Genomic DNA, 21,993 nt, shown 5'->3' with positions numbered 1-21,993 from the left:
GCTTCGCGCCTTCCCCCTCTCTCGACTCGCTGCGCAAGTCGGGAGGGGGACGCTCCCAGTGCGGCGGGGCGGCCCTTGCACGGGAGCACTGGCTTGGGGTCTGCCGGTACCAGCCGCTGGGGGCGGTGCCTGCGTCCACTGGGGGGCCAGTACGATGACGAAGGTACCTGCCCGCTGGATCTTCCTGCGCGGCCTGACGCGCGAAGCCGTGCACTGGGGCGGGTTTCCGGGGGCCTTCCAGGCTGCCATGCCGGGCGCCCAGGTGCTGATGCTGGACCTGCCGGGCAATGGCCAATGGCATGCGCGCCAAAGCCCCGTGTCGGTCGCGGCCATGGTGCAGGCATGCCGGGCCGAACTGGCGCAGCGCGGCATCACCGGGCCGTACCACCTGCTGGCCATGTCGCTGGGGGCCATGGTGGCCACCGAATGGGCGCGCAGCGCTCCGGCCGAGGTGCAGGGCTGCGTGCTCATCAACACCAGCTTCGGCAATTTCAGCCCCTTCTACCGGCGGCTGCGGCCGCGCAACTGGGCGCCGCTGGTGCGCGGGGTGCTGCTGGCACGCGGCCCGCGCGAGGCCGAGGCCACGGTGCTGCGCCTCACCAGCCATCGGGCGGCTGAACGCCTGGCCGTGGTGGACGCGTGGGTGGCGGCACGCCAGGCGCGGCCGGTGTCGGGGGCCAACGCACTGCGCCAGCTGGTTGCGGCCGCGCGCTACCGGGCCCCGCGCACCCGACCGCTGGAGCGCATGCTGCTGCTTTGCAGCACCCGGGACGGGCTGGTCAGCAGCCGCTGCTCCGAAGCCATCGCGCGCGCCTGGGGCTGCCCGCTGGTGCTGCACCCCTGGGCCGGGCATGACCTGCCGCTGGATGATCCGGTGTGGGTGGCGGCACAGGTGGCCGGCTGGTCAGCTTGAGGGGGCCCACCAGGTGGGCAGCAGTGCGCGCACTTCGCGCCGGCCGAAACGGTCGTCCATCAGGTGCACCACGCCTTCGTCGCTGGGTGTGCGGATCACGCGGCCGGCTGCCTGCACCACCTTCTGCAGGCCGGGGTAGAGGTAGGTGTAGTCATAGCCTTCGCCGAACAGCGCCTGCATGCGCTCCTTGACCTGCTCGTTGACGGGGTTGACCTGCGGCAGGCCCAGCGTGGCCAGGAAGGCGCCGATCAGGCGCCGGCCCGGCAGGTCGATGCCCTCGGCAAAGGCGCCGCCCAGCACGGCGAAGCCGATGCCTGCGCTGGTCTCGGTGAAACGGTCGAGGAACTGGCGCTGCTCTGATTCGAGCATGCGCCGTGACTGGCTCCAGTGCGGCAGACCGGGGTGCTGTTCGGCCAGCAGCGCGGCGGCCTGCTGCAAATACTCATAGCTGCTGAAGAAGGCCAGGTAGTTGCCCGGCCGCTCGCCGAACTGCCGTGCCATCAGCGCCACGATGGGCGCGAGCGAGGCCTTGCGGTCCGGGTAGCGGGTGGAGATGTGGCGCGCCACCTGCACGCTGAGCTGCGCGGCCTGGAAGGGCGATTCCACCTCGATGGCCAGGTGGTCCTCGGGCAGGCCCAGCAAGTCGGTGTAGTAGCGCTGCGGTTGCAGCGTGGCCGAGAACAGGGTGCTGGTGTGCGCAGCCTCCCAGCGTGGCGCGAGAAAGGGCGCGGGCACCAGGTTGCGGATGCACAGGGTGGAGCTGCCGGGCGCGCGCGCCGCCTTGGGCAGGCCCGGCGCTGTGGGCTGGGTCACGTCCACCAGCGAATGCGCATCGAGCAAGCCGGCCATGCGCACCAGGTGCAGGGCATCGAAGTAGAAGGCCTGCAGGGCCGCATCGGGCTCGGCCGGGTGCTCGGCCAGGTGGTCGGTGAGGGTGTTGCCGCACAGCTGCAGGGCGGCCAGCAGGTCTTCGGGGAAGGTCTCGTGCACGGCGTAGGCGCTGGCCTGCTGCTTGTCCAGCGCCACCCAGGCGCGGCGCACCTTGTCCAGCGCTTTCTTCACCGCGGGGTAGCGGGCCGCGGTGGCGGACTGGCGCGCCTGGGCCATGCCCTCGGGGCGCAGCTCGGCGGTGTACATCTTGCGCCCCCGGTCCACCAGGTTGTGCGCCTCGTCCACCAGCAGCGCCGTGCGCCAGCCGTTGGCCTGGGCCAGGCCGTGCAGCAGGCCCCCCATGTCGAAGTAGTAGTTGTAGTCGCCCACCACCACATCGGCCCAGCGTGCCAGTTCCTGGCTCAGGTAGTAGGGGCAGACCTGGTGCGCCAGCGCGGCGCTGCGCACCTGGGCCTGGTGCAGGGGGATGCGCTCGCTGCCGGCCCGGGGCTGCAGGGCGGCAGCGCGCGCGGCGGGCAGGCGGTCGTAGAAGCCCTGGGCCAGCGGGCAGGACTCGCCGTGGCAGGCCTTGTCAGGGTGCTCGCAGGACTTGTCGCGCGCCACCATCTCCAGCACGCGCAGCGGCAGGGCGGGCGCGCTGTCGGCCAGGCGGGTGAGGGCGTCCAGCGCCATCTGCCGGCCCGAGGTCTTGGCCGCGAGGAAGAACACCTTGTCCAGCCGCTGCATGGGCGCCGCCTTGAGCAGCGGGAACAGCGTGCCCATGGTCTTGCCGATGCCCGTGGGCGCCTGGGCCATGAGGCAGCGGCCGGCGCTGGCGGCCTTGTACACGGCCTCGGCCAGTGGCCGCTGCCCGGTGCGAAAGCCGCCGAAGGGAAAGGCCAACGCGGTGAGCGCCGCATCGCGCGCCGCGCGGTGCGCCACCTGCGCCTCGGCCCAGGCGAGAAAGCGCTCGCACTGCGCCTCGAAGTGCTGCCGCAGCTCCTCGGCCGTTCGGCGTTCGGTGAACACCGTCTCCTTCTGGCTGGCTATGTCGAAGTAGACCAGCGCCAGGTCGATCTGCTCGAGGCCCTCCTGCGCGCACAGCAGCCAGCCGTAGATGCGCGCCTGCGCCCAGTGCAGCGCGCGGTGCGACGCGGGCTGGCGGTCAAGCCGGCCCTTGAAGGTCTTGACCTCGTCGAGCCGTGCGTGCTCGGGGTCGAAGCCATCGGCCCGGCCCCGCACGCGCAGGGTCTTGTAGTCGCCGGCCAGGGCCACCTCGGCGCGGTAGCCCTCGCCCCGGCGCGCGGCGGCCACGGCATGGCCTGCCATGCCCTCCAGGGCCGTGGGGGCGGGCGTGAAGCGCAGGTCCAGGTCACCCTCTTTGGCGGTGAACTCGCACAGCTCGCGCACCGCCACGGTGTAGCTCATGGGGCGTCACCACCAATGGGCTCACCGAGGTGGGCCTGGGCCAGTTCATCCTCGCTGCGCAGCGGCGTGGCCTTGCACAGGGCCATCCACACCGCAAAGGGCAGGGTACAGCTCGCATGGCGCGCCGGGCGCAGCAGCTCGAAGCGGCCATCGTCCACCCCGCCGTGCAGCACCCAGATGCCGAAATGCTCGGGGATTTCTTCCGGCTCGGCGATGCCCGCCGGGAACACGTAGTAGCACTCCTCGCACAGCCACTGGTAGGCCTGGCGCTTGGCATCGTGGCGCAGGTCCGACAGCAGGTCGGCGCGGCTGTGCTTGATCTCGTGCACCATGGGCTGCAGGTAGGCCGGCACGGTGGTGTTGCGCACCGAAAACAGGTCCGGCCGCGCCATGCGCCAGACATTGGCGGCCTTGCGGCTGGCGGGCGTGTCCTCGCTCCACAGCGGGTTGCTCGCTACCGGGGACGGTGGCACCGCCTCAGCGGGCAGGCCCTCGATCACGGCGCGCAGCGACAGCTCGCGCCAGACGATGCGGCCCGAGGCCAGCAACTGCGCCGCAAAGCGCTGGCCCATGCGGTCATGCGGGCTCAGGGCGCGCACGCCGCGCTGGCGCGCCTCGGCCAGCAGGCGGATGCCGCCCTCGGTGAGCTTCAGCGTCTCGAAACCCTCGGCCGAGGTGTGCAGGGCCACGAGCTCAGCGGCCAGCAGGTCGATCTCCAGCGCGTCCTTGCAGGGCCAGCCCGCCGACCGCCAGATCTGCATCAGGCGGGTGCGGTGGAAGCGGGTGATGGTGAGCGCCGTCATGGAGGCCGTGGGGTGGTTGAAGTACTGATTGTAAATACAGTATTTTCCACCCTGCCCACGGCGCGGTCATCCCCGGGGTTTCACCACTCGGCGAAGCTCCCGTCCTTGTGGCGCCAGACCGGGTTGCGCCAGCGGTGGCCCTCGGCGGCACGCTCGCGCACATAGGCTTCGTTGACTTCGATGCCCAGGCCCGGCCCCTGGGGGATGGCGACCATGCCGTCCTGGTACGCGAACACCTCGCCGTTGGACACGTAGTCCAGCAGGTCGTTGCTGGCGTTGTAGTGGATGCCCAGGCTCTGCTCCTGGATGAAGGCGTTGTAGCAGACGCCGTCGAGCTGCAGGTTGGCCGCCAGCGCGATCGGCCCCAGCGGGCAGTGCAGGGCCAGGGCCACGTCGTAGGCCTCGGCCATGGCGGCGATCTTGCGCGTTTCGGTGATGCCGCCGGAGTGGGATGGGTCGGGCTGGATGATGTCCACATAGCCTTCGGACAGCACGCGCTTGAAGTCCCAGCGCGAGTACAGCCGCTCGCCCAGCGCGATGGGGGTGGACGACAGGTGCGCCAGCTCCTTCAGGGCCTCGTAGTGCTCGCTGAGCACCGGCTCCTCGATGAACATCAGCCGGTAGGGCTCGAGTTCCTTGAACAGCACCTTGGCCATGGGCTTGTGCACCCGGCCGTGGAAGTCCACGCCAATGCCCACGTTGGGCCCCACGGCCTCGCGCACGGCGGCCACGTTGTTCAGACAGCGCTCCACCTTGTCGAAGCTGTCCACGTACTGCAGTTCCTCGGTGCCGTTCATCTTCACGGCGGAAAAGCCGCGCTCCACAGCCGCCTTGGCGGCTGCGGCGGTTTCACTGGGCCGGTCACCACCGATCCAGCTGTAGACCTTGATGCGGTCGCGCACACAGCCGCCCAGCAATTCGGAAACAGGCACACCCAGCGCCTTGCCCTTGATGTCCCACAGCGCCTGGTCGATGCCGGCCAGCGCGCTCATGTGGATGCCGCCGCCTCGGTAGAAGCCGCCGCGGTACAGCACCGTCCAATGGTCCTCGATGTGGCGCGGGTCCTTGCCGATCAGGTAGTCGCCCAGCTCCTCGATGGCCGCGGCCACCGTGTGGGCGCGGCCTTCGAGCACGGGTTCGCCCCAGCCGACGATGCCCTCGTCGGTCTCGATCTTCAGAAAGCACCAGCGCGGTGGCACGATGAATGTGGTCAATCGGGTGATCTTCATGGGGGCGGCTCGTCGAAAAAAGGAGAGAGGGCAATCAAATCGGTCAGGGGGCAGGGTAGGCGGCGCGCCAGGCCTGCATGAAATCGGCGGCATGGCGCGCCACGTCGACCGCACTGTCGCCGGGCTTGTACAGGGCCGATCCCAGGCCAAAGCCGCTGGCCCCGGCCTGGGCATAGGCCGCGATGCTGCCGGGCGTGATGCCGCCCACGGGCAGCAGCGCCACGGGAGGGCGCAGCACGGCCCGCCAGGCCTTGAGCACGGCCGGCGCCAGTGCTTCGGCCGGAAAGAGCTTGAGCACATCGGCCCCGGCTGCCAGTGCGGCATAGGCCTCGGTCAGCGTGGCCACGCCCGGCGCGCAGGCCATGCCGGCCGCCTTGGCGGCGCGGATCACCGCCGCATCGCTGTGCGGCATGACCACGATCTGCCCGCCGGCCGCGGCCACGGCGGCGCAGTCCTCGGGGCGGATCACCGTGCCGGCGCCGATCAGCGCATCGGCGGGCAGGGCGTCGCGCAGCGCGCGGATGCTGGCCAGTGGCTCGGGCGAGTTGAGCGGCACCTCGATGACCCGAAAGCCCGCGTCGTACAGCGCCTGGCCGATGGCGATCACCTCGCCGGGCTGCACGCCGCGCAGGATGGCGACCAGGCCGTAGTGGCGCATGGCGCTGGCCAGAAGTTCAGAAGAAGAGGGAAGGGTCATCGTGCAGCCTCCGTGCTGCGGGTGTCTGAAGGGGTGGCCAGGCCGGCGGCGGTGGCGATCTGCCAGAGCCCGCGCGCGGTGGCGTTCTCGGCGATTTCGGGCGCTGGCAGCCCATAGGCTGCCAGCGCCAGGGCGTAGCGCCGGCACAGGTCGGGCTCGCCACAGAGCACGACGCGTGTAGCTCCCTGGTTTGGCTGGGCAGCGAGCGCAGCCACCTCGTGGCCGATAAGCAGGCCCGAGAGGTAGTCGGCCTGGGCCGAGCCGGGTAGCGCGCCGGTGAGTCCCAGGGTGCGCGTGCTGAAGATGTGCGAGAGCAGGCCCAGCGGGGCATCTGCCGAGCGCGCCACCTGCAGGCCGCGTGCGAACGCGGCATCGTCGGTCGTGTCTGCCGCTTGCATGGTGCGGCCCAGGATGGTGTGGCCGCGCAGGGTTGCGAATACCTCGCCCGTCATGAAGGTGTGGAACTGCGCGATGGAGCGTTTGCGCGCCAGCACCCATTTGCTGTGCGTGCCGGGCAGGCCGATCAGCACCGGCGCCTGGTCGGGCCGGTCCGGGCCGGCCATCACGCCCAGCACCTGGGTCTCCTCGCCGCGCATCACATTGGGCAGGTCGCCGCGCTGGATCAGGCCGGGCACGATGTGTACCTGGTGTCCGGCAGCATGCTGCACCAGCGTGAGGCCCTGGGCCAGGTGGTCCAGCGAGGCCGGCGATTCCAGATAAACGGCCTCACGCCAGCCCTGGGCACTGCCCACCATGCCGCAGGCCAGCACGGGTACACCCGGCTCGGCCTGCAGCCAGTCGCCGCAGACATCGTCGAAGGCATGCTCGAAGGCGGCAGCGTGAGTGGTGTGGGGCTGGCCGTCCGCTGCGGGCGGCAGGTTCATGATGCCCCAGGGCCGGTGGCGCATCTGCTGCACCTGGCCGGTGGCATCGAAGCGGAAGGCGCGCAACGAGCTGGTGCCCCAATCCAGGCCGATCAGGGCGGTGTCAGTCTCGGGGGCTTGGGTTTCCTGTTCCATGGCGGCGTTCACTTTGCCCAGCGCAGCACCAGCGGATCGAGCCGGCGTGCGATGTCGATCAATCCCCGCCGCACTTCGGGGTGCATGGCCGGGAAGGGGTGGCGCCCGGCCTCACAGGCGATCACGCCGCCTTCCTTCATGAGCGCCTTGGCGGTGAGGATGCCGCCCTGGCGGTTTTCGTGGTTGATGAGCGGCAGCCAGCGCTGGTACAGCGCGAAGGCCTGGTCCGCATCGCCCTGGCGGTGCGCCTCGATGATGGGGCGGATGCCGTCGGGAAAGCCCCCGCCCGTCATGGCCCCGGTGGCGCCGGCATCGAGGTCGGCCAGCAGGGTGATGGCTTCCTCGCCATCCCAGGGCCCTTCGATGGCCGCGCCGCCCAGGCGGATCAGCTCGCGCAGCTTGCTGGCCGCGCCCGGCACCTCGATCTTGAAGTAGGCCAGGTGCTCGATCTCCTGCGCCATGCGCGCCAGGAACGGGGCCGACAGCACGGTACCGCTGGCCGGAGCATCCTGCACCATGATGGGAATGCCGATTGCATCCGAGACGCGGGCATAGAACTCGTGGATCTGCGCCTCGGGCACGCGGAAGGTGGCGCCATGGTAGGGCGGCATCACCATCACCATGGCCGCGCCCATGTCTTGCGCGGCGCGGCTGCGCTCGGCGCACACGCGCGTGCCGTAGTGGGTGGTGGTCACGATCACGGGTACGCGGCCGGCCACGTGTTCGAGCGAGACACGGGTCAGCGTCTCGCGCTCGGCGTCGGACAGGGAAAACTGCTCGGAGAAATTGGCCAGGATGCACAGGCCGTCCACGCCGGCGTCGATCATGAAGTCGAGGCAGCGCTTCTGGCTTTCGATGTCCAGCGTGCCGTCTTCATGGAAGGTGGTGGGCACCACGGGGAAGATGCCGCGGTAGCGGGGGGAGGAAGAGGTGGTGATTGGCATGTCGTTGCAGTGAGGGGTGTCGATCAGTGCGAGTGGCGCGGCACGGCGGCACCGCGGCAGCCCACCAGGAAGTCGAAGTCGCAGCCATCGTCAGCCTGCAGCACATGGTCCACATACAGGCGCTGGTAGCCGCCGCGACCACCGTTGTCGGTGCCTGCCAGGGCGGCCAGGCGCGCGGCCAGTTCTTCGTCGCTGATATCGAGGTGCAGGCGGCCCTGTTCGCAGTCGAGCTCGATGTAGTCGCCGTCGCGCACAGCGGCCAGCGGGCCGCCCGCGGCGGCCTCGGGCGCCACGTGCAGCACCACGGTGCCGTAGGCCGTGCCGCTCATGCGCGCGTCGGAAATGCGCACCATGTCCTTCACGCCCTGGCGCAGCAGCTTGGGCGGCAGCCCCATGTTGCCCACCTCGGCCATGCCGGGGTAGCCCTTGGGGCCACAGTTCTTCATCACCATCACGCAGCTGGCGTCGATGTCCAGGTCTTCGTCGACGATGCGTTCCTTGTAGTGCTCCAGGTTCTCGAATACCACGGCGCGGCCGCGGTGCTTGAGCAACTCGGGCGAGGCCGCCGAGGGCTTGAGCACCGCGCCACGCGGCGACAGGTTGCCGCGCAGGATGCAGATGCCGCCATCGGCGATCAGCGGGTTTTCGATCGGGCGGATCACCTCGTCGTTGTACTGCGGGGCCTCGCGCACGTTGTCCCACAGCGTCTTGCCGTTGACGGTGAGGGCGTTGGGATGGGGCAGCAGCCCGTTCTCGCCCAGGCGGCGCAGCACGGCCGGCAGGCCACCCGCGTAGTAGAACTCCTCCATCAGGAAGCGGCCCGAGGGCTGCAGGTCCACCAGCGTGGGCGTGCCGCGGCCGATGCGCGTCCAGTCTTCCAGGTCCAGTGGCACACCGATGCGCCCGGCGATGGCCTTCAGGTGGATCACCGCGTTGGTCGATCCGCCGATGGCCGCGTTCGTGCGGATGGCGTTCTCGAAGGCCTCGCGCGTGAGGATCTTCGATAACGTGAGCCCTTCGTGCGCCATCTCCACGATGCGCCGGCCCGACATGTGGGCCAGCACGTAGCGGCGCGCATCCACCGCCGGAATGGCGGCGTTGTGCGGCAGCGAGGTGCCCAGCGACTCGGCCATGCAGGCCATGGTGCTGGCCGTGCCCATGGTGTTGCAGGTGCCGGCCGAGCGCGACATGCCGGCTTCGGCCGCGAAGAACTGGTGCTCGTTGATCTCGCCCGCCTTGAGCGATTCGTGCAGGCGCCACACGGCCGTGCCCGAACCGATGTCCTTGCCGTCGAGCTTGCCGTTGAGCATGGGCCCGCCCGTGACCACGATGGCCGGCACATCGCAGCTGGCCGCACCCATCAGCAGGGCGGGCGTGGTCTTGTCGCAGCCGACCAGCAGCACCACCGCGTCGATGGGGTTGCCGCGGATGGCCTCCTCCACGTCCATGCTGGCCAGGTTGCGCGTGAGCATGGCCGTGGGGCGCAGGTTGGATTCGCCGTTGGAGAACACCGGGAACTCGACCGGAAAGCCGCCCGCCTCGTAGATACCGCGCTTGACGTGCTCGGCGATCTTGCGGAAGTGGGCATTGCAGGGCGTGAGCTCGGACCAGGTGTTGCAGATGCCGATGATGGGGCGGCCATCGAACTCGTGGTCCGGGATGCCCTGGTTCTTCATCCAGCTGCGGTACATGAAGCCGTTCTTGTCGGCGGTGCCGAACCATGCGGCGGAGCGGAGCTTGCGCGGGGAGGATGTCATGCTTTTGTGAGAGAGAGGTGATGCAGTGGTTCAGGAAGGCTTGCCGCTGCGGTGCGTGAGCAGGCGCTGCAGCAGGCAGAAGACGAAGAGCAGCACGCCGACGACGATGCGCGTCCACCATGAGCTGAGCGTGCCGTCGAAGGAGATCAGGGTCTGGATGATTCCGAGCATCAGCACGCCGAACAGCGTGCCGGCCACATAGCCGACGCCGCCCGTGAGCAAGGTGCCGCCGATGACCACGGCGGCGATGGCATCGAGCTCCATGCCCGTTGCGTGCAGGCCATAGCCCGAGAGCATGTAGAAGGTGAACACCACGCCGGCCAGCGCCGAGCACAGGCCCGAGAGCGTGTACACGCCGATCACCGTCGCGCGCACGGGCAGGCCCATGAGCACGGCGGAATGCTCATTGCCGCCCACGGCATACACGTTGCGGCCGAAGGGCGTGCAGTGCGCGACGAAGATCGCCAGCAGCAGCACGGCGATGGCGATCAATGCGCCCAGCGAAAGCGAAGCGCCCTCCCACAGTTCCAGGCGCCACTGCGCCATCTCGGAATAGGCCTCGTCGGCCATGCTGATCGAGTCGATGCTGATGAGATAGCACAGACCGCGCGCGAGGAACATGCCCGCCAGCGTCACGATGAAGGGCTGCAGCCGGAAGCGCTCGATCAGAAAGCCCATGAAGGCCCCGAACACCGTGCCCATGAGCAGCACCAGCGGGATGGCGGTGAGCGGGCTCCAGTGGTGGTGCTCGACCAGGCTGGCCAGCACCATGGTTGTCAGCGCCACGACCGAGCCCACCGACAGGTCGATGCCGCCCGAGAGGATCACGAAGGTCATGCCCACCGCGACGATGATCAAAAAGGCGTTGTCGATCAACAGGTTGAGGAAGACCTGGGCCGAGAAGAAGCCGGTGTAGAGCACCGAGCCGGCCGTGGCCATGGCCAGGAACAGCGCGATGGTGGCGACCAAGGGCAGGTACTTGGGGTTCAGGCGCATGCGGGTGGGGGCAGGGCGTTGGGCGGGCAGGGTGGTGGGTGGGGCGGCACCCAGGGCCGGGCTGTGTCCTTGGCTCATGACAGGGCTCTCCCGGCTGTGGGACGGCGCACCAGCGCGCCGACCTGGGCGCGGAACTCGGGCGATTGCAGCAGCATCACGATGAACACCACCACGGCCTTGACCACCAGGTTGATCTCGGGCGGCACGCCCATGGAATAGATGGCGTAGGTCAGCGTCTGGATGATGAGCGCGCCGATCACGCTGCCCACCAGGCTGAAGCGCCCGCCGGTCAGTGCCGTGCCGCCCAGCGTGACGGCCAGGATGGCGTCGAGCTCCAGCATCTGGCCCGCGTTGTTGGCATCGGCGCTCTTCACGTTGGAGCTGATGAGCAGGCCCGCGATGCCGGCGCAGGCGCCGCAGAAGGTGTAGGCTGCAACCACCAGCCGGCGCGACTGCACGCCGGCCACGCGCGCTGCCGTGGGGTTGATGCCCACCGCCTGGATGAACAGGCCCAGTGCCGTGCGCGTGACTGCCAGGTACAGCCCGGCAAACACGGCGGCCAGCACGAACAGCGAGAACGGCAGGCCCAGCAGGTAGCCCCCGCCCAGGAAGAAGAAGGGCGTGTAGTAGATGGTGATGATCTGGCCGTCGGTGATGAGCTGGGCGATGCCGCGGCCCGCCACCATGAGGATCAGTGTGGCGATGATGGGTTGCATGCCCACCTTGGCGACCAGCAGGCCGTTCCACAGCCCGCACACCAGGGCCACAGCGATGGCGCCCAGGATGGCCAGCGGCATCGGAAAGCGGCTCTCGGTGCCCGAGACCGCGCCGCCGATCATCCAGGCGCCCACGGCCGCCGCAATGGCGACCACGGCACCCACCGAGATGTCGATGCCGCGCGTGGCGATCACCAGGGTCATGCCCAGCGAGACCAGGGCCAGCGGTGCCGCGCGGTTGAGGATGTCGATCAGGCTGCCGTAGAGGTGGCCGTCGCGCCACTCGATGTGCAAAAAGCTGGCGTTGAAGGCCGTGTTCACAGCCAGCAGCAGGGCCAGCGTGACCAGCGGCCAGGTGAGCCGGTGGCGCAGCGCGGCGGCGAACAGGGAGGGGGAGGTGGCTTCAGGCATGTTCGGCGGCAATCAGTTCGTACACGGCGTCTTCGCTGCTGCCGGCGGGCAGTTCGCCGACCTTGCGGCGATCGCGCAGCACCACGATGCGGTGCGCCACGCGCACCACCTCGCTCATTTCGGAGGAGATGAAGACCACGGCCATGCCGGCCTGGGCCAGGCGCAGGATCTGCTCCATGATTTCCTGCTTGGCGGCCACGTCGATGCCGCGCGTGGGTTCGTCCAGGATCAAGAGGCGCGGCTCGGTCGCCATCCAGCGCGCCAGGATGGCCTTTTGCTGGTTGCCGCCCGAGAGCAGGCCGATGGGCGTGTCCACGCTCGCAGTCTTGATGCCCAGGAGCTGCACGTAGCGCTCGGCGATGGCCGCCTGCTCGGCGCGCGACAGGAAGCGCCCCATGCCCATGCGCGCCTGCAGCGCCAGGGCGATGTTTTCGCGCACCGAGAGCTCGGCCACGATGCCGTCGGTCTTGCGCTCCTCGGGGCACAAGGCCAGGCCTTCGCGGATGGCGTCCATGGGGTTGGCGAAGCTCACCGTGCGGCCATCGATGCGCAGCACGCCCTTGTCAGGTGCCTGCAGACCGAAGAGCAGGCGCGCCAGCTCGGTGCGGCCCGAGCCCAGCAGGCCCGCCAGGCCCACCACCTCGCCGGCCCGCACCTGGAGGTCCAGGGGCTGCAGCTGGCCGCTCTGGCCCAGGCCCTCGGCCTGCAGCAGGGCGGGGGCGGCATCGTCGAAATCGGGCGCCACGGGCGTCTCGGTGGACTGGGCGGCCAGCTCGCGCCCCAGCATGGCATTGATCAGCGCCTGCGCCGGCAGGTCGGCCGCGGCCCATTCACCCACCCAGGCACCGTTGCGCAGCACGGTGATGCGGTCGGACACGGCATACACCTGGTTCAGGAAGTGGGTCACGAAGACGATGGCCAGGCCCTCGCCGCGCAGGCGGCGCAGCACCTCGAAGAGCTTTTGCACCTCGTCATCGTCCAGGCTGGAGGTGGGCTCGTCCAGGATCAGCACCTTGGCCTCGATGCTCAGCGCCCGCGCGATGGCCACCAACTGCTGCACGGCCACCGGGTAGTCCGAGAGCAGGCGCGTGACGTCGATGGACAGGCCGATGCGCGCCACCAGTTCGCGCGCGCGCTGGTGCAGCGTGGCCCAGTCGATGCGAAAACCCTGGGCAATGCCGCAGCGCGGGTAGCGTCCGGCAAAGATGTTCTCGGCCACCGACAGGTTGGGGCAGAGGTTGACCTCCTGGTACACGGTGCTGATGCCCAGGCGCTGGGCGGCCAGCGGCGAATCGGGCCACACGGCCTGACCGGCCAGCCGCATCTGGCCGCTGCTGGCCGGCAGCACGCCGGTGAGCACCTTGATCAGCGTGGACTTGCCCGCGCCGTTCTGCCCCATGAGGGCATGGATCTCGCCCGGATACAGGTTCAGCTGCACGTCGCGCAGCACCGGGATGCCGGCAAACTGCTTGTGGATGCCCGTAAGCTGCAGCACGGGCGCGCGGGTGGGGGCATTCATGGGCTTTCAGCCTTTGTTCTTGTTGTAGACATCCACCAGCACGGCGGCGAGCAGCACCACGCCCTTGATGACCTGCTGGTAGTCGATGCCGATGCCCAGGATGGACATGCCGTTGTTCATCACGCCCATCACGAAGGCGCCGATCACCGCGCCCATGACCTTGCCCACGCCGCCCGAGGCCGATGCCCCGCCGATGAAGCAGGCGGCGATCACGTCGAGCTCGAACCCGAGGCCTGCCTTGGGCGTGGCCGTGTTCAGCCGCGCGGCGAAGACCAGGCCGGCAAGAGCCGCCAGCACGCCCATGTTGATGAAGGCATAGAACGACAGGCGCTCGGTCTTGATGCCCGAGAGCTTGGCCGCCTTCTCGTTGCCGCCCATGGCGTAGATGCGCCGGCCGATGGTGGTGCGGCTCGTCACGAAGTCGAACAGCACGATCAGCAGGGCCATGACCACCAGCACATTGGGCAGACCCTTGTACGAGGCCAGCAGGTACGAGAAATAGACCAGCAGCGCCGCAAAAACGGCCGTGCGTGCCGCGAAGAAGGCCAGCGGCTCGGCCTGCACGCCATGCCTGAGGCGGTTGGCGCGGGCCCGCACACCGGCCACGGCCAGCGCGACGGCCACGGCCACGCCCAGCAGCAGCGAGGTGAGCTTGAGGCCTTCCACGCTGAACAGGTCGGGGATGAAGCCCGAGCTCAGCATCTGGAATTCTGGCGGGAACGGACCCACCGACTGCCCCGCCAGCAACGCCAGCGCCAGGCCCTTGAAGACCAGCATGCCCGCCAGCGTGACGATGAAGGACGGAATGCGCGAGAACGCCACGAACCAGCCCTGCAGCGCCCCGATGAGGCCGCCGCACAGCAGGCACACCAGCGAGGCTGGCAGGAAGTGCCAGCGGTACTCCACCATCAGCACCGCAGCCAGCGCGCCGATGAAGCCGCAGACCGAGCCCACCGACAGGTCGATGTGCCCGGCCACGATCACCAGCAGCATGCCCAGCGCCATGATGACGATGTAGCTGTTCTGCAGCAGCAGGTTGGTGAGGTTGAGCGGCTGCAGCAGCGTGCCGTCCGTCATGAACTGGAAGAAGCCCATGATGGCGATCAGCGTGATGAACATGCCGTATTCGCGGAAATTGTGCTTGAGGTGCTCGAGCAGCGGCTTGTCTTGGCCGGCTGGCGCTTCGGCAGGGGCGCTGGCGAGCGTGGCGGTGGGGGTGGGAGTCATTGGGGTCATGTCAACTGGCTTTCACGATGGCGCGCATGATCTTTTCTTGAGAAGCGTCGGCCGTAGGCATTTCGGCCACGAAGCGGCCTTCGTTCATCACGTAGATGCGGTCCGTGATGCCCAGCAGTTCGGGCATCTCCGAGGAGATCACGATCACGCATTTGCCCTCGGCCGCCATCTGGGCGATCAGGGTGTAGATCTCGTACTTGGCGCCCACATCGATGCCGCGCGTGGGCTCGTCGAGGATGAGCACCTCGGGGTTGGTGAACAGCCATTTGCCCAGCACCACCTTCTGCTGGTTGCCGCCCGAGAGGTTCACGGTCTTCTGGTCCACACCCGAGCAGCGGATGCGCAGCTGGCGCCGGTAGCCCTGCGCGACCTGGTGCTCACGGCCCGGGTCCATCACCGTGGCGGTGGAGATGCCGGCGAGGTTGGCCAGCGAGACGTTGAACTGGATGTCTTCATTGAGCACGAGGCCGTTGCCTTTGCGGTCCTCGGTCACATAGGCCAGGCCGTGGCGCACGGCCTTTTCCACCGTGCTGACGTCGATCTCCCGGCCGTGCAGCAGCACCTGCCCGCTGATGCGCTGGCCCCAGGAGCGGCCGAAGAGGCTCATGGCCAGCTCCGTGCGGCCTGCGCCCATGAGACCGGCGATGCCCACGATCTCGCCGCGGCGCACCGTGAGATCGATGCCCTTGAGCACCTCGCGCTCGCTGTGCTGCGGGTGGTGGGCGCGCCAGTTGCGCACCTCGAACACGGTGTCGCCGATCTCGGGCTGGCGCGGCGGGTAGCGGTCGGCCATTTCGCGGCCCACCATGGCTTTGATCACACGGTCTTCGCTGACCAGGCCGGTGCGGCAGTCCAGCGACTCGACCGTGCTGCCATCGCGCAGCACGGTGATGGCATCGGCCACGCGCGAGATTTCGTTGAGCTTGTGCGAGATCAGGATGCAGGTGATGCCTTGCTTTTTCAGCTCCAGCAGCAGGTCCAGCAGGGCCTGGCTGTCGTTCTCGTTGAGGCTGGCCGTGGGTTCGTCCAGGATCAAGAGGCGCACCTGGCGCGATAGCGCTTTGGCGATCTCCACCAGTTGCTGCTTGCCCACGCCCAGGTGGGTGACCAGGGTCTCGGGCGATTCCTTGAGGCCCACCTTTCTGAGCAGGGCCTGGGCCTTGCTGTGCGCCTCCATCCAGTCGATCACGCCGTGGCGCGCGGTTTCATTGCCGAGGAAGATGTTCTCGGCGATGGAGAGCAGGGGCACCAGCGCCAGCTCCTGGTGGATGATGATCACGCCCAGGTGCTCGCTGTCGCGGATGCCGCCGAACTGGCGCTCCTGGCCTTCGAAGACGATATCGCCGCTGTAGCTGCCGTGCGGGTACACGCCCGAGAGCACCTTCATCAGCGTGGACTTGCCTGCGCCGTTCTCGCCGACGATGGCGTGGATCTCGCCGGCGCGCACGTTCAGGTTCACCTGGTTGAGTGCGACCACGCCGGGAAAGGTCTTGCGGATGTTCCGCATTTCAAGAATCATGGACTGGGCCCGTACAGGAGGCGCCGCCGGGGCGTCCGTCCTCTGTTGTCTCACGCTGCCCTGGCACCGGGGAGATGCGCTGCCTCCCCGGGGCCAGGCCTGGCTTACTTCACCTGCGATTCCTTGTAGTAACCGCTGCCGACCAGCACCGCATTCCAGTTGCCGGCATCGACCGACACCGGCTTGAGCAGGTAGGAGGGGACGACCTTCTCGCCATTGTTGTAGGTCTTGGTGTCGTTGACCTCGGGCTGTTTGCCCGAGAGCGTGGCGTCCACCATGCCGGCGGCCACCTTGGCCAGCTCGCGCGTGTCCTTGAACACGGTGGAGAACTGCTCGCCCTTGAGGATGGACTTGACCGAGGGGATCTCGGCGTCCTGCCCGCTCACCACGGGGCAGGGCTGCTGCGCCGTGCAGTAGCCCACGCCCTTGAGCGAGGACAGGATGCCGATGGACAAGCCGTCGTAGGGCGAGAGCACGGCATGCACCTTGTCCTTGCCGTAGTAGGCCGAGAGCAGGTTGTCCATGCGCGCCTGGGCCACCGCGCCGTCCCAGCGCAGCGTGCCTACCTTGTTCATGCCCACCTGCTTGCTGCGCACCACCAGCTTGCCGCTGTCGAGGTAGGGCTTGAGCACGCTCATGGCGCCGTTGTAGAAGAAAAAGGCGTTGTTGTCGTCGGGCGAGCCACCGAACAGCTCGATGTTGAACGGGCCCTTGCCCTGCTTCAGGCCCAGCTTGTCCACGATGGAGTTGGCCTGCAGCACGCCCACCTGGAAGTTGTCGAAGGTGGCGTAGTAGTCCACGTTCTTCGAGCCCTTGATCAGCCGGTCATAGGCGATGACCTTGACGCCCTTGTCGGCCGCGCTCTGCAGCACGCGCGACAGCGTGGTGCCGTCGATGGAGGCGATCACCAGCACCTTGGCGCCCTTGGTGACCATGTTCTCGATCTGGGCGAGCTGGTTGGGGATGTCGTCTTCGGCGTACTGCAGGTCGGTGCGGTAGCCGCGCTCCTTGAGCACCTTGACCATGTTGTCGCCGTCGGCGATCCAGCGCGACGAGGACTTGGTGGGCATGGAGATGCCGATCAGGCCCTTGTCCTGCGCCTGGGCCAGCGGGGCCGCGCCGATGGCAGCCAGGGTCGCGGTGGCCAGAACGGCCTTGAAAATTGCTCGCTTCATCTTTCTGTCTCCAAGTTTTGTGTTTTTGGTGTTGGCCTGTGCCATGTCTGTTGCCTGTGAAACGGGCGCGGCCCAGGCCAGTGCCGCCGCGCAAGGGCCGCCCCGCCGCGCGGGCGGCGTCCCCCTGAGGGGGAAGGCGCGCAGCGACTCAGGGGGCATCAATATTTGCGTTTCGGGAACTCGGCGGCGGCCACTTCCATCGGGAAGATGCCTTCCTCGGTCACGATGCGCTTTTGCACCGCCTTGCCGGCCTTGATGTCCTTGACGGCCGCCATCAGCTGCGGGCCCAGCAGGGGGCTGCATTCCACGCTCACATTGAGCTTGCCGGCGATCATGGCCTCGAAGGCGCCCTTGACCGCGTCGATGGAGATGATGGTGATGTCCTTGGCGGGTTTCATGCCGGCCTCTTCAATGGCCTGGATCGCGCCGATGGCCATGTCGTCGTTGTGCGCGTAGAGCACGTTGATCTTCTTGCCCTCGGCCTTGAGGAAGGCTTCCATCACCTCCTTGCCCTTGGCGCGGGTGAAGTCGCCGGTCTGCGAGCGCAGGATCTTGAACTTGGCATCGGCCTTGATGATCTCCTCGAAGCCCTTCTTGCGGTCGATGGCCGGGGCCGAGCCCACGGTGCCCTGCAGCTCGACGATGTTGATGTCGCCCTTCTGGTCCTTCATCTTGTCGACCAGCCAGCGGCCGGCCTTGCGGCCTTCTTCCACGAAGTCCGAGCCCATGAAGGTCACGTACAGCGACTGGTCCTTGACGTTGACCGAGCGGTCGGTCAGCACCACGGGGATCTTGGCGGCCTTGGCTTCGCGCAGCACGTTCTCCCAGCCCGACTCGACCACGGGCGAGAAGGCGATCACGTCGACCTTCTGGGCGATGAAGGAGCGGATGGCCTTGATCTGGTTCTCCTGCTTCTGCTGCGCGTCGGAGAACTTGAGCTCGATGCCCGCCTCCTTGGCGGCGGACTTGATCGATTCGGTGTTGGCCGTGCGCCACTCGCTCTCGGCGCCCACCTGGCTGAAGCCCAGCACGATGGGTTTCTGCGCCCAGGCGGCGCCCGGGAGCAGCCCGGCCGCGGGGGCGCAGGCGAGGGCGGTGACGAGGGTCCGGCGGTTCAGTTTCATCATTTGTCTCCTGTCTGTCGGTTGTTGACGCTGTTGTGGAAGAAAGAAATGCACTGCGGGAAAGAAACCGGGGGCGTCAGGCCAGCATGTAGCCGGTCTTGACGGTGGTGTAGAACTCGGCGGCGTAGCGGCCTTGCTCGCGTGGGCCGTGGCTTGAGTCTTTGCGCCCGCCAAAGGGCACGTGGAAGTCCACGCCCGCCGTGGGCAGGTTGACCATGGTCATGCCGACCACGGCGTTGCGCTTGAAATGCATGGCGTGCTTGAGCGAGGTGGTGCAGATGCCGGCGCACAGGCCGTAGGGCGTGTCGTTGGCCAGGGCCAGCGCATGCTCATAGTCGTCGGCGCGCAGCACGCAGGCCACGGGGCCGAAGATCTCCTCGCGCGCGATGCGGTGCTCGGGCCGCGCCAGGAACAGTGCCGGCGCCATGTAGTGGCCGGGCGTGGCGCGCGCCAGGCGCTCGCCGCCCCAGACATGCTGGGCGCCCTCGCTGCGGGCGACTTCCAGATGGGCGAGGTTCTGCTCCAGCTGGCCGGCGTCGGCCACCGGGCCCATCTCGGTGCCGCGCTCCAGCGCATGGCCGACCTTGAGGGCCGTGAGCCGCTGGCGCAGCCGCTCCACGAAGGCATCGTGCACGCGCGATTCCACGATCAGCCGGCTCGATGCCGTGCAGCGCTGGCCGGTGGAGAAGTAGGCACCCTGCAGAGCGCAGTCGATGGCCTGGTCCATGTCGGCGTCGGCCAGCACCACCAGCGGGTTCTTGCCGCCCATCTCCAGCTGCACCTTGGCGCGCCGTGCCGTGGCCGACTTGAGGATGCGGTCGCCGGTATCGACCGATCCCGTTAAGCTGATGGCGTTGACCAGCGGATGCTCCACCAGGGTCTGGCCGACCTCGCGGCCGCTGCCCATGAGCAGGTTGAACACGCCGGCCGGAAGGCCGCAGCGGCTGATGATCTCGGCCAGGGCCCAGCCGCAGGCGGCCACCAGTTCGGCCGGCTTGAACACCACGGTGTTGCCATAGGCCAGGGCGGGCGCGATCTTCCAGGCCGGTATGGCGAAGGGGAAGTTCCAGGGCGCGATGATGCCGACCACGCCCACGGGCTCGCGGGTCACGTCCACCTGCACGCCCTGGCGCACCGAGGCCATGAGCTCCCCCGGAATGCGCAGTGCCTCGCCGGCAAAGAACTTGAAGATCTGGCCCGCACGGGCGACCTCGGCCACGGCCTCGGGCAGGGTCTTGCCTTCCTCGCGGGCCAGCAAGGTGCCCAAAGCGTCCTTGCGTGCCAGCAGCTCGCTGCCGACCAGGTCGAGCACATCGGCGCGGCGCTGGGGGCTGCTCTGGCTCCAGTGGGGCAGGGCGTCGGCGGCGGCACGGATGGCGCGCTCGGTCTGGTTGCGGTCGGCCCGGGCGTACTCGGCCACCACCTCACGGGTGTCGGACGGATTGGTGCTCACCCCGGTGGTGGTACCGATCTCCCAGCGCCCATTGATGAAGTGCCGGGGGGTGAGTTGCTGTGTATCGCCGAGTTTCATGGAGACCTTGGAAGAGCCCTTGGTGCAGAACTGCGGCGAAGTCTAAGATTGATTTATATATCAATCTAATAGTTTTTTTGACAAAATAGATATACGTCCACGCATTCTGGAAAACCCCATGAGCACCTACAACCACTGGTTCATCCGCGCACGGCTCAAGACGCGCCAACTGCTGCTGCTGGTGGCTCTGGCCGAGGAGGGCAACATCCACCGCGCGGCCCAGGTGCTGAGCATGACGCAGCCCGCGGCCTCCAAGCTGCTCAAGGACCTGGAGGACGTGCTGGAGGTCTCGCTGTTCGAGCGCCTGCCGCGCGGCATGCGCCCCACCTGGTATGGCGAGACCATGATCCGCCACGCGCGCATGGCCCTGGCCAGCCTGAACCAGGCCCATGTGGAGATGGCGGCGCTCAAGACCGGGCACTTCGGCCAGGTGGGCATTGGCGCCATCACCTCGCCGGGCCTGAGCCTGCTGCCCGCCGCCGTGGCCATGGTCAAGCAGGAGCACCCGAGCCTGCGCATCTCGCTCGACATCGAGACCAGCCCGGTGCTGATGGACCGGCTGGAGCAGGGCAAGCTCGACATCCTGGTGGGCCGTCTGTTCGAGGAGCACGACAAGACCAACCTGCGCTACGAGCCGCTGAGCGAGGAACTGGTCTGTGCCATGACCCGGCCAGGCCACCCCCTGCTGAGCGTGCCGGGCCTTGCCCTGCGCGACGTGCTGGCCGCGGGCTGGATCGTGCCGCCCGCAGGCAGCGTGCTGCGCCACCGCTTCGACCTGATGTTCCAGCAAGAGGGTCTTTCGCCGCCGGTCAACGTGGTGGAGACTGCGGCCCTGCTGTTCATGACGCGCATGCTGCAGCAGAGCGACATGATCGCCGTCGTGGGCGCCGACGTGGCGCACTACTACGCCTCGCATGGCATGGTCGCCATCCTGCCGCTGGCCGTGCCCTGCCACATGGACGCCTTCGGCATCATCACCCGCACCGACCGCCTGCTCTCGCCTGCGGCCAAGGTGATGATGAAGGCGCTCAAGCAGACCAGCCTGGTGCAGTACGGGCGCCGGCTGGAAGCCGGAGACTAGGTCTTTCACCCCGCGCTGGTGCATATTCCGACCACCACTCTGTGGGACTGGCTCGGCCTAGGCCAGGACCGCCGCGCAAGGGCCGTCCCGCCGCGCTGGCGGTGTCCCCCTTCCCGAACTACGCAGTAGTTCGAGAGAAGGGGGAAGGCGCGAAGCGACTCAGGGGGATGGTCCGAATCACACCCAGCCGGCGTCGACCTTGAATTCCTGGGCGGTGCACATCGCGGCATCGTCGGAGGCCAGGAACAACACCATGCGCGCGATGTCGTGCGGGCGCAGCTTGTCGGGCAGGCACTGGTTGCGCGCCAGCTCCTTCTCACCCTCGGCGTCGAGCCAGAGCTTGATCTGGCGCTCGGTCATCACCCAGCCGGGCGACACGGTGTTGATGCGGATGCGGTCCTGGCCCAGGGTGCGCGCCAGGCCACGCGTGAGCCCGTTGACCGAGGATTTGGCGATGGCGTAGCAGGGGTAGCCTGCGCCCTTGCCCTGCCAGCCCGTGGAGCCCAGGTTGACCACCGAACCCGCGCCCAGGCGGCGCATGCCGGGCACCACGGCCTGGATGGCGAAGAAGGCCGGCCGCTCGTTGATGGCCATGCGCTCGTCGTAGTAATCGGGGGTCACGGATTCGAGCGTGTGGCGGTCGTCGCTGGCCACGTTGTTCACCAGTACCGAGAAATCGCCCAGCGCGGCCGCTGCGCGGGCGATGGCGTCCTGCAGTGCGGCGATGTCGCGCACATCGCACACCTGCCACCAGGGGCGGGCATGGCCGGCGTCGGCGATCTGCTGGGCCAGGGTTTCGCTGGCCTCGCGCGCCACGTCCACGAAAGCCACGCGCGCGCCCTGCTCGGCGAAGGCGGTGACGATGGCCGCGCCGATGCCGCTGCCGCCGCCGGTGACGAAGACCGACCGGCCCTGCAGGCTGGGGAAGCGGGCGAGCGTGGCGGGCTGGGGGAGGGATTGAAATTCTGTTGTCATTGCAATTTGTATATCAAAAAATTCCAAAAATAATTAATACATGCATCAAT

18 protein-coding genes are annotated in these 21,993 nt (G+C 68.1%); 2 read left to right on the top strand and 16 right to left on the bottom strand.

All coding sequences use genetic code 11. The annotated features are described in order from the left end of the window. Window positions 1–154 precede the first annotated feature (154 nt). Entirely contained in the window at window positions 155–913 is a 759-nt protein-coding gene (locus HNP48_RS21180) for an alpha/beta fold hydrolase (protein WP_184860760.1), read from the top strand. Here HNP48_RS21180 and HNP48_RS21175 read toward each other — a convergent pair. The 15 genes from HNP48_RS21175 to HNP48_RS21105 form a co-directional block, all read right to left on the bottom strand. Beyond that, complete coding sequence (locus tag HNP48_RS21175) at window positions 905–3,211, bottom strand: ATP-dependent DNA helicase (RefSeq protein WP_184860757.1); 2,307 nt, start codon at window positions 3,209–3,211, stop codon at window positions 905–907. The two genes, HNP48_RS21180 and HNP48_RS21175, sit on opposite strands and share 9 nt — an antisense overlap. Further along, window positions 3,208–4,014, bottom strand: coding sequence for a hypothetical protein (locus tag HNP48_RS21170; protein WP_184860755.1), 807 nt, complete (start codon window positions 4,012–4,014; stop codon window positions 3,208–3,210). Before HNP48_RS21170 ends, HNP48_RS21175 begins: the two co-directional genes overlap by 4 nt. Before the next feature lie 80 nt (window positions 4,015–4,094). After that, window positions 4,095–5,243, bottom strand: a complete 1,149-nt coding sequence (dgoD, locus tag HNP48_RS21165) for a galactonate dehydratase (RefSeq protein ID WP_184860753.1) — start codon at window positions 5,241–5,243, stop codon at window positions 4,095–4,097. Window positions 5,244–5,286: 43 nt separating this feature from the next. After that, window positions 5,287–5,940 (bottom strand): 2-dehydro-3-deoxy-6-phosphogalactonate aldolase, encoded by a 654-nt coding sequence (locus HNP48_RS21160; protein ID WP_184860751.1) that lies wholly within the window; start codon window positions 5,938–5,940, stop codon window positions 5,287–5,289. Next, window positions 5,937–6,959 (bottom strand): 2-dehydro-3-deoxygalactonokinase, encoded by a 1,023-nt coding sequence (locus tag HNP48_RS21155; RefSeq protein ID WP_184860749.1) that lies wholly within the window; start codon window positions 6,957–6,959, stop codon window positions 5,937–5,939. The genes HNP48_RS21160 and HNP48_RS21155 overlap by 4 nt, the downstream gene beginning before the upstream one ends. Window positions 6,960–6,967: 8 nt before the next feature. Continuing rightward, window positions 6,968–7,903, bottom strand: coding sequence for a dihydrodipicolinate synthase family protein (locus HNP48_RS21150; RefSeq protein ID WP_184860747.1), 936 nt, complete (start codon window positions 7,901–7,903; stop codon window positions 6,968–6,970). 23 nt (window positions 7,904–7,926) lie between these two features. Further along, complete coding sequence (locus tag HNP48_RS21145) at window positions 7,927–9,660, bottom strand: IlvD/Edd family dehydratase (protein ID WP_184860745.1); 1,734 nt, start codon at window positions 9,658–9,660, stop codon at window positions 7,927–7,929. Between the two features lie 30 nt (window positions 9,661–9,690). Beyond that, window positions 9,691–10,734: a galactofuranose ABC transporter, permease protein YjfF gene (yjfF, locus tag HNP48_RS21140; RefSeq protein WP_409362576.1), complete on the bottom strand. Its 1,044-nt coding sequence runs from the start codon at window positions 10,732–10,734 to the stop codon at window positions 9,691–9,693. Beyond that, window positions 10,731–11,783, bottom strand: coding sequence for an ABC transporter permease (locus tag HNP48_RS21135; RefSeq protein ID WP_184860743.1), 1,053 nt, complete (start codon window positions 11,781–11,783; stop codon window positions 10,731–10,733). The genes yjfF and HNP48_RS21135 overlap by 4 nt, the downstream gene beginning before the upstream one ends. Continuing rightward, the gene (locus HNP48_RS21130; RefSeq protein ID WP_184860741.1) at window positions 11,776–13,302 is read right to left on the bottom strand and encodes a sugar ABC transporter ATP-binding protein; all 1,527 of its coding nucleotides are present in this window, start codon (window positions 13,300–13,302) and stop codon (window positions 11,776–11,778) included. The genes HNP48_RS21135 and HNP48_RS21130 overlap by 8 nt, the downstream gene beginning before the upstream one ends. Window positions 13,303–13,308: 6 nt before the next feature. Continuing rightward, complete coding sequence (gene mmsB / locus HNP48_RS21125; RefSeq protein ID WP_184860739.1) at window positions 13,309–14,538, bottom strand: multiple monosaccharide ABC transporter permease; 1,230 nt, start codon at window positions 14,536–14,538, stop codon at window positions 13,309–13,311. Between the two features lies 1 nt (window position 14,539). Continuing rightward, window positions 14,540–16,057 (bottom strand): multiple monosaccharide ABC transporter ATP-binding protein, encoded by a 1,518-nt coding sequence (gene mmsA, locus HNP48_RS21120; protein WP_184860737.1) that lies wholly within the window; start codon window positions 16,055–16,057, stop codon window positions 14,540–14,542. Between the two features lie 104 nt (window positions 16,058–16,161). Further along, complete coding sequence (gene chvE, locus HNP48_RS21115; RefSeq protein ID WP_184860735.1) at window positions 16,162–17,232, bottom strand: multiple monosaccharide ABC transporter substrate-binding protein; 1,071 nt, start codon at window positions 17,230–17,232, stop codon at window positions 16,162–16,164. Between the two features lie 158 nt (window positions 17,233–17,390). Then, window positions 17,391–18,356: an ABC transporter substrate-binding protein gene (locus HNP48_RS21110; protein WP_184860733.1), complete on the bottom strand. Its 966-nt coding sequence runs from the start codon at window positions 18,354–18,356 to the stop codon at window positions 17,391–17,393. Window positions 18,357–18,432: 76 nt separating this feature from the next. Further along, window positions 18,433–19,887, bottom strand: coding sequence for an aldehyde dehydrogenase family protein (locus tag HNP48_RS21105; protein ID WP_184860731.1), 1,455 nt, complete (start codon window positions 19,885–19,887; stop codon window positions 18,433–18,435). Window positions 19,888–20,005: 118 nt separating this feature from the next. Here HNP48_RS21105 and HNP48_RS21100 point away from each other — a divergent pair, with 118 nt between their 5' ends. Continuing rightward, the gene (locus HNP48_RS21100) at window positions 20,006–20,968 is read left to right on the top strand and encodes a LysR substrate-binding domain-containing protein (RefSeq protein ID WP_184860729.1); all 963 of its coding nucleotides are present in this window, start codon (window positions 20,006–20,008) and stop codon (window positions 20,966–20,968) included. A gap of 177 nt (window positions 20,969–21,145) precedes the next feature. Here the strand turns inward: HNP48_RS21100 and HNP48_RS21095 are convergent, their stop codons facing one another. After that, complete coding sequence (locus HNP48_RS21095; protein WP_184860727.1) at window positions 21,146–21,943, bottom strand: SDR family NAD(P)-dependent oxidoreductase; 798 nt, start codon at window positions 21,941–21,943, stop codon at window positions 21,146–21,148. Between the last annotated feature and the right edge of the window lie 50 nt (window positions 21,944–21,993).

This window comes from Acidovorax soli (assembly GCF_014207955.1).
Taxonomy (GTDB): domain Bacteria; phylum Pseudomonadota; class Gammaproteobacteria; order Burkholderiales; family Burkholderiaceae_C; genus Acidovorax; species Acidovorax soli_A.
Note: the sequence above shows the minus strand (reverse complement) of the source record. Positions and strands in the feature narration are given on the sequence as shown.

Coding starts and splice junctions, on each gene's coding strand:
- HNP48_RS21150 (WP_184860747.1), bottom strand. CDS start 7,903: ATGCCAATCACCACCTCTTCCTCCCCCCGCTACCGCGGCATCTTCCCC.
- HNP48_RS21145 (WP_184860745.1), bottom strand. CDS start 9,660: ATGACATCCTCCCCGCGCAAGCTCCGCTCCGCCGCATGGTTCGGCACC.
- HNP48_RS21110 (WP_184860733.1), bottom strand. CDS start 18,356: ATGAAACTGAACCGCCGGACCCTCGTCACCGCCCTCGCCTGCGCCCCC.
- mmsB (WP_184860739.1), bottom strand. CDS start 14,538: ATGACCCCAATGACTCCCACCCCCACCGCCACGCTCGCCAGCGCCCCT.
- HNP48_RS21135 (WP_184860743.1), bottom strand. CDS start 11,783: ATGCCTGAAGCCACCTCCCCCTCCCTGTTCGCCGCCGCGCTGCGCCAC.
- HNP48_RS21130 (WP_184860741.1), bottom strand. CDS start 13,302: ATGAATGCCCCCACCCGCGCGCCCGTGCTGCAGCTTACGGGCATCCAC.
- mmsA (WP_184860737.1), bottom strand. CDS start 16,057: ATGATTCTTGAAATGCGGAACATCCGCAAGACCTTTCCCGGCGTGGTC.
- HNP48_RS21105 (WP_184860731.1), bottom strand. CDS start 19,887: ATGAAACTCGGCGATACACAGCAACTCACCCCCCGGCACTTCATCAAT.
- HNP48_RS21100 (WP_184860729.1), top strand. CDS start 20,006: ATGAGCACCTACAACCACTGGTTCATCCGCGCACGGCTCAAGACGCGC.
- dgoD (WP_184860753.1), bottom strand. CDS start 5,243: ATGAAGATCACCCGATTGACCACATTCATCGTGCCACCGCGCTGGTGC.
- HNP48_RS21155 (WP_184860749.1), bottom strand. CDS start 6,959: ATGGAACAGGAAACCCAAGCCCCCGAGACTGACACCGCCCTGATCGGC.
- HNP48_RS21175 (WP_184860757.1), bottom strand. CDS start 3,211: ATGAGCTACACCGTGGCGGTGCGCGAGCTGTGCGAGTTCACCGCCAAA.
- HNP48_RS21170 (WP_184860755.1), bottom strand. CDS start 4,014: ATGACGGCGCTCACCATCACCCGCTTCCACCGCACCCGCCTGATGCAG.
- HNP48_RS21095 (WP_184860727.1), bottom strand. CDS start 21,943: ATGACAACAGAATTTCAATCCCTCCCCCAGCCCGCCACGCTCGCCCGC.
- HNP48_RS21180 (WP_184860760.1), top strand. CDS start 155: ATGACGAAGGTACCTGCCCGCTGGATCTTCCTGCGCGGCCTGACGCGC.
- HNP48_RS21160 (WP_184860751.1), bottom strand. CDS start 5,940: ATGACCCTTCCCTCTTCTTCTGAACTTCTGGCCAGCGCCATGCGCCAC.
- chvE (WP_184860735.1), bottom strand. CDS start 17,232: ATGAAGCGAGCAATTTTCAAGGCCGTTCTGGCCACCGCGACCCTGGCT.
- yjfF (WP_409362576.1), bottom strand. CDS start 10,734: ATGAGCCAAGGACACAGCCCGGCCCTGGGTGCCGCCCCACCCACCACC.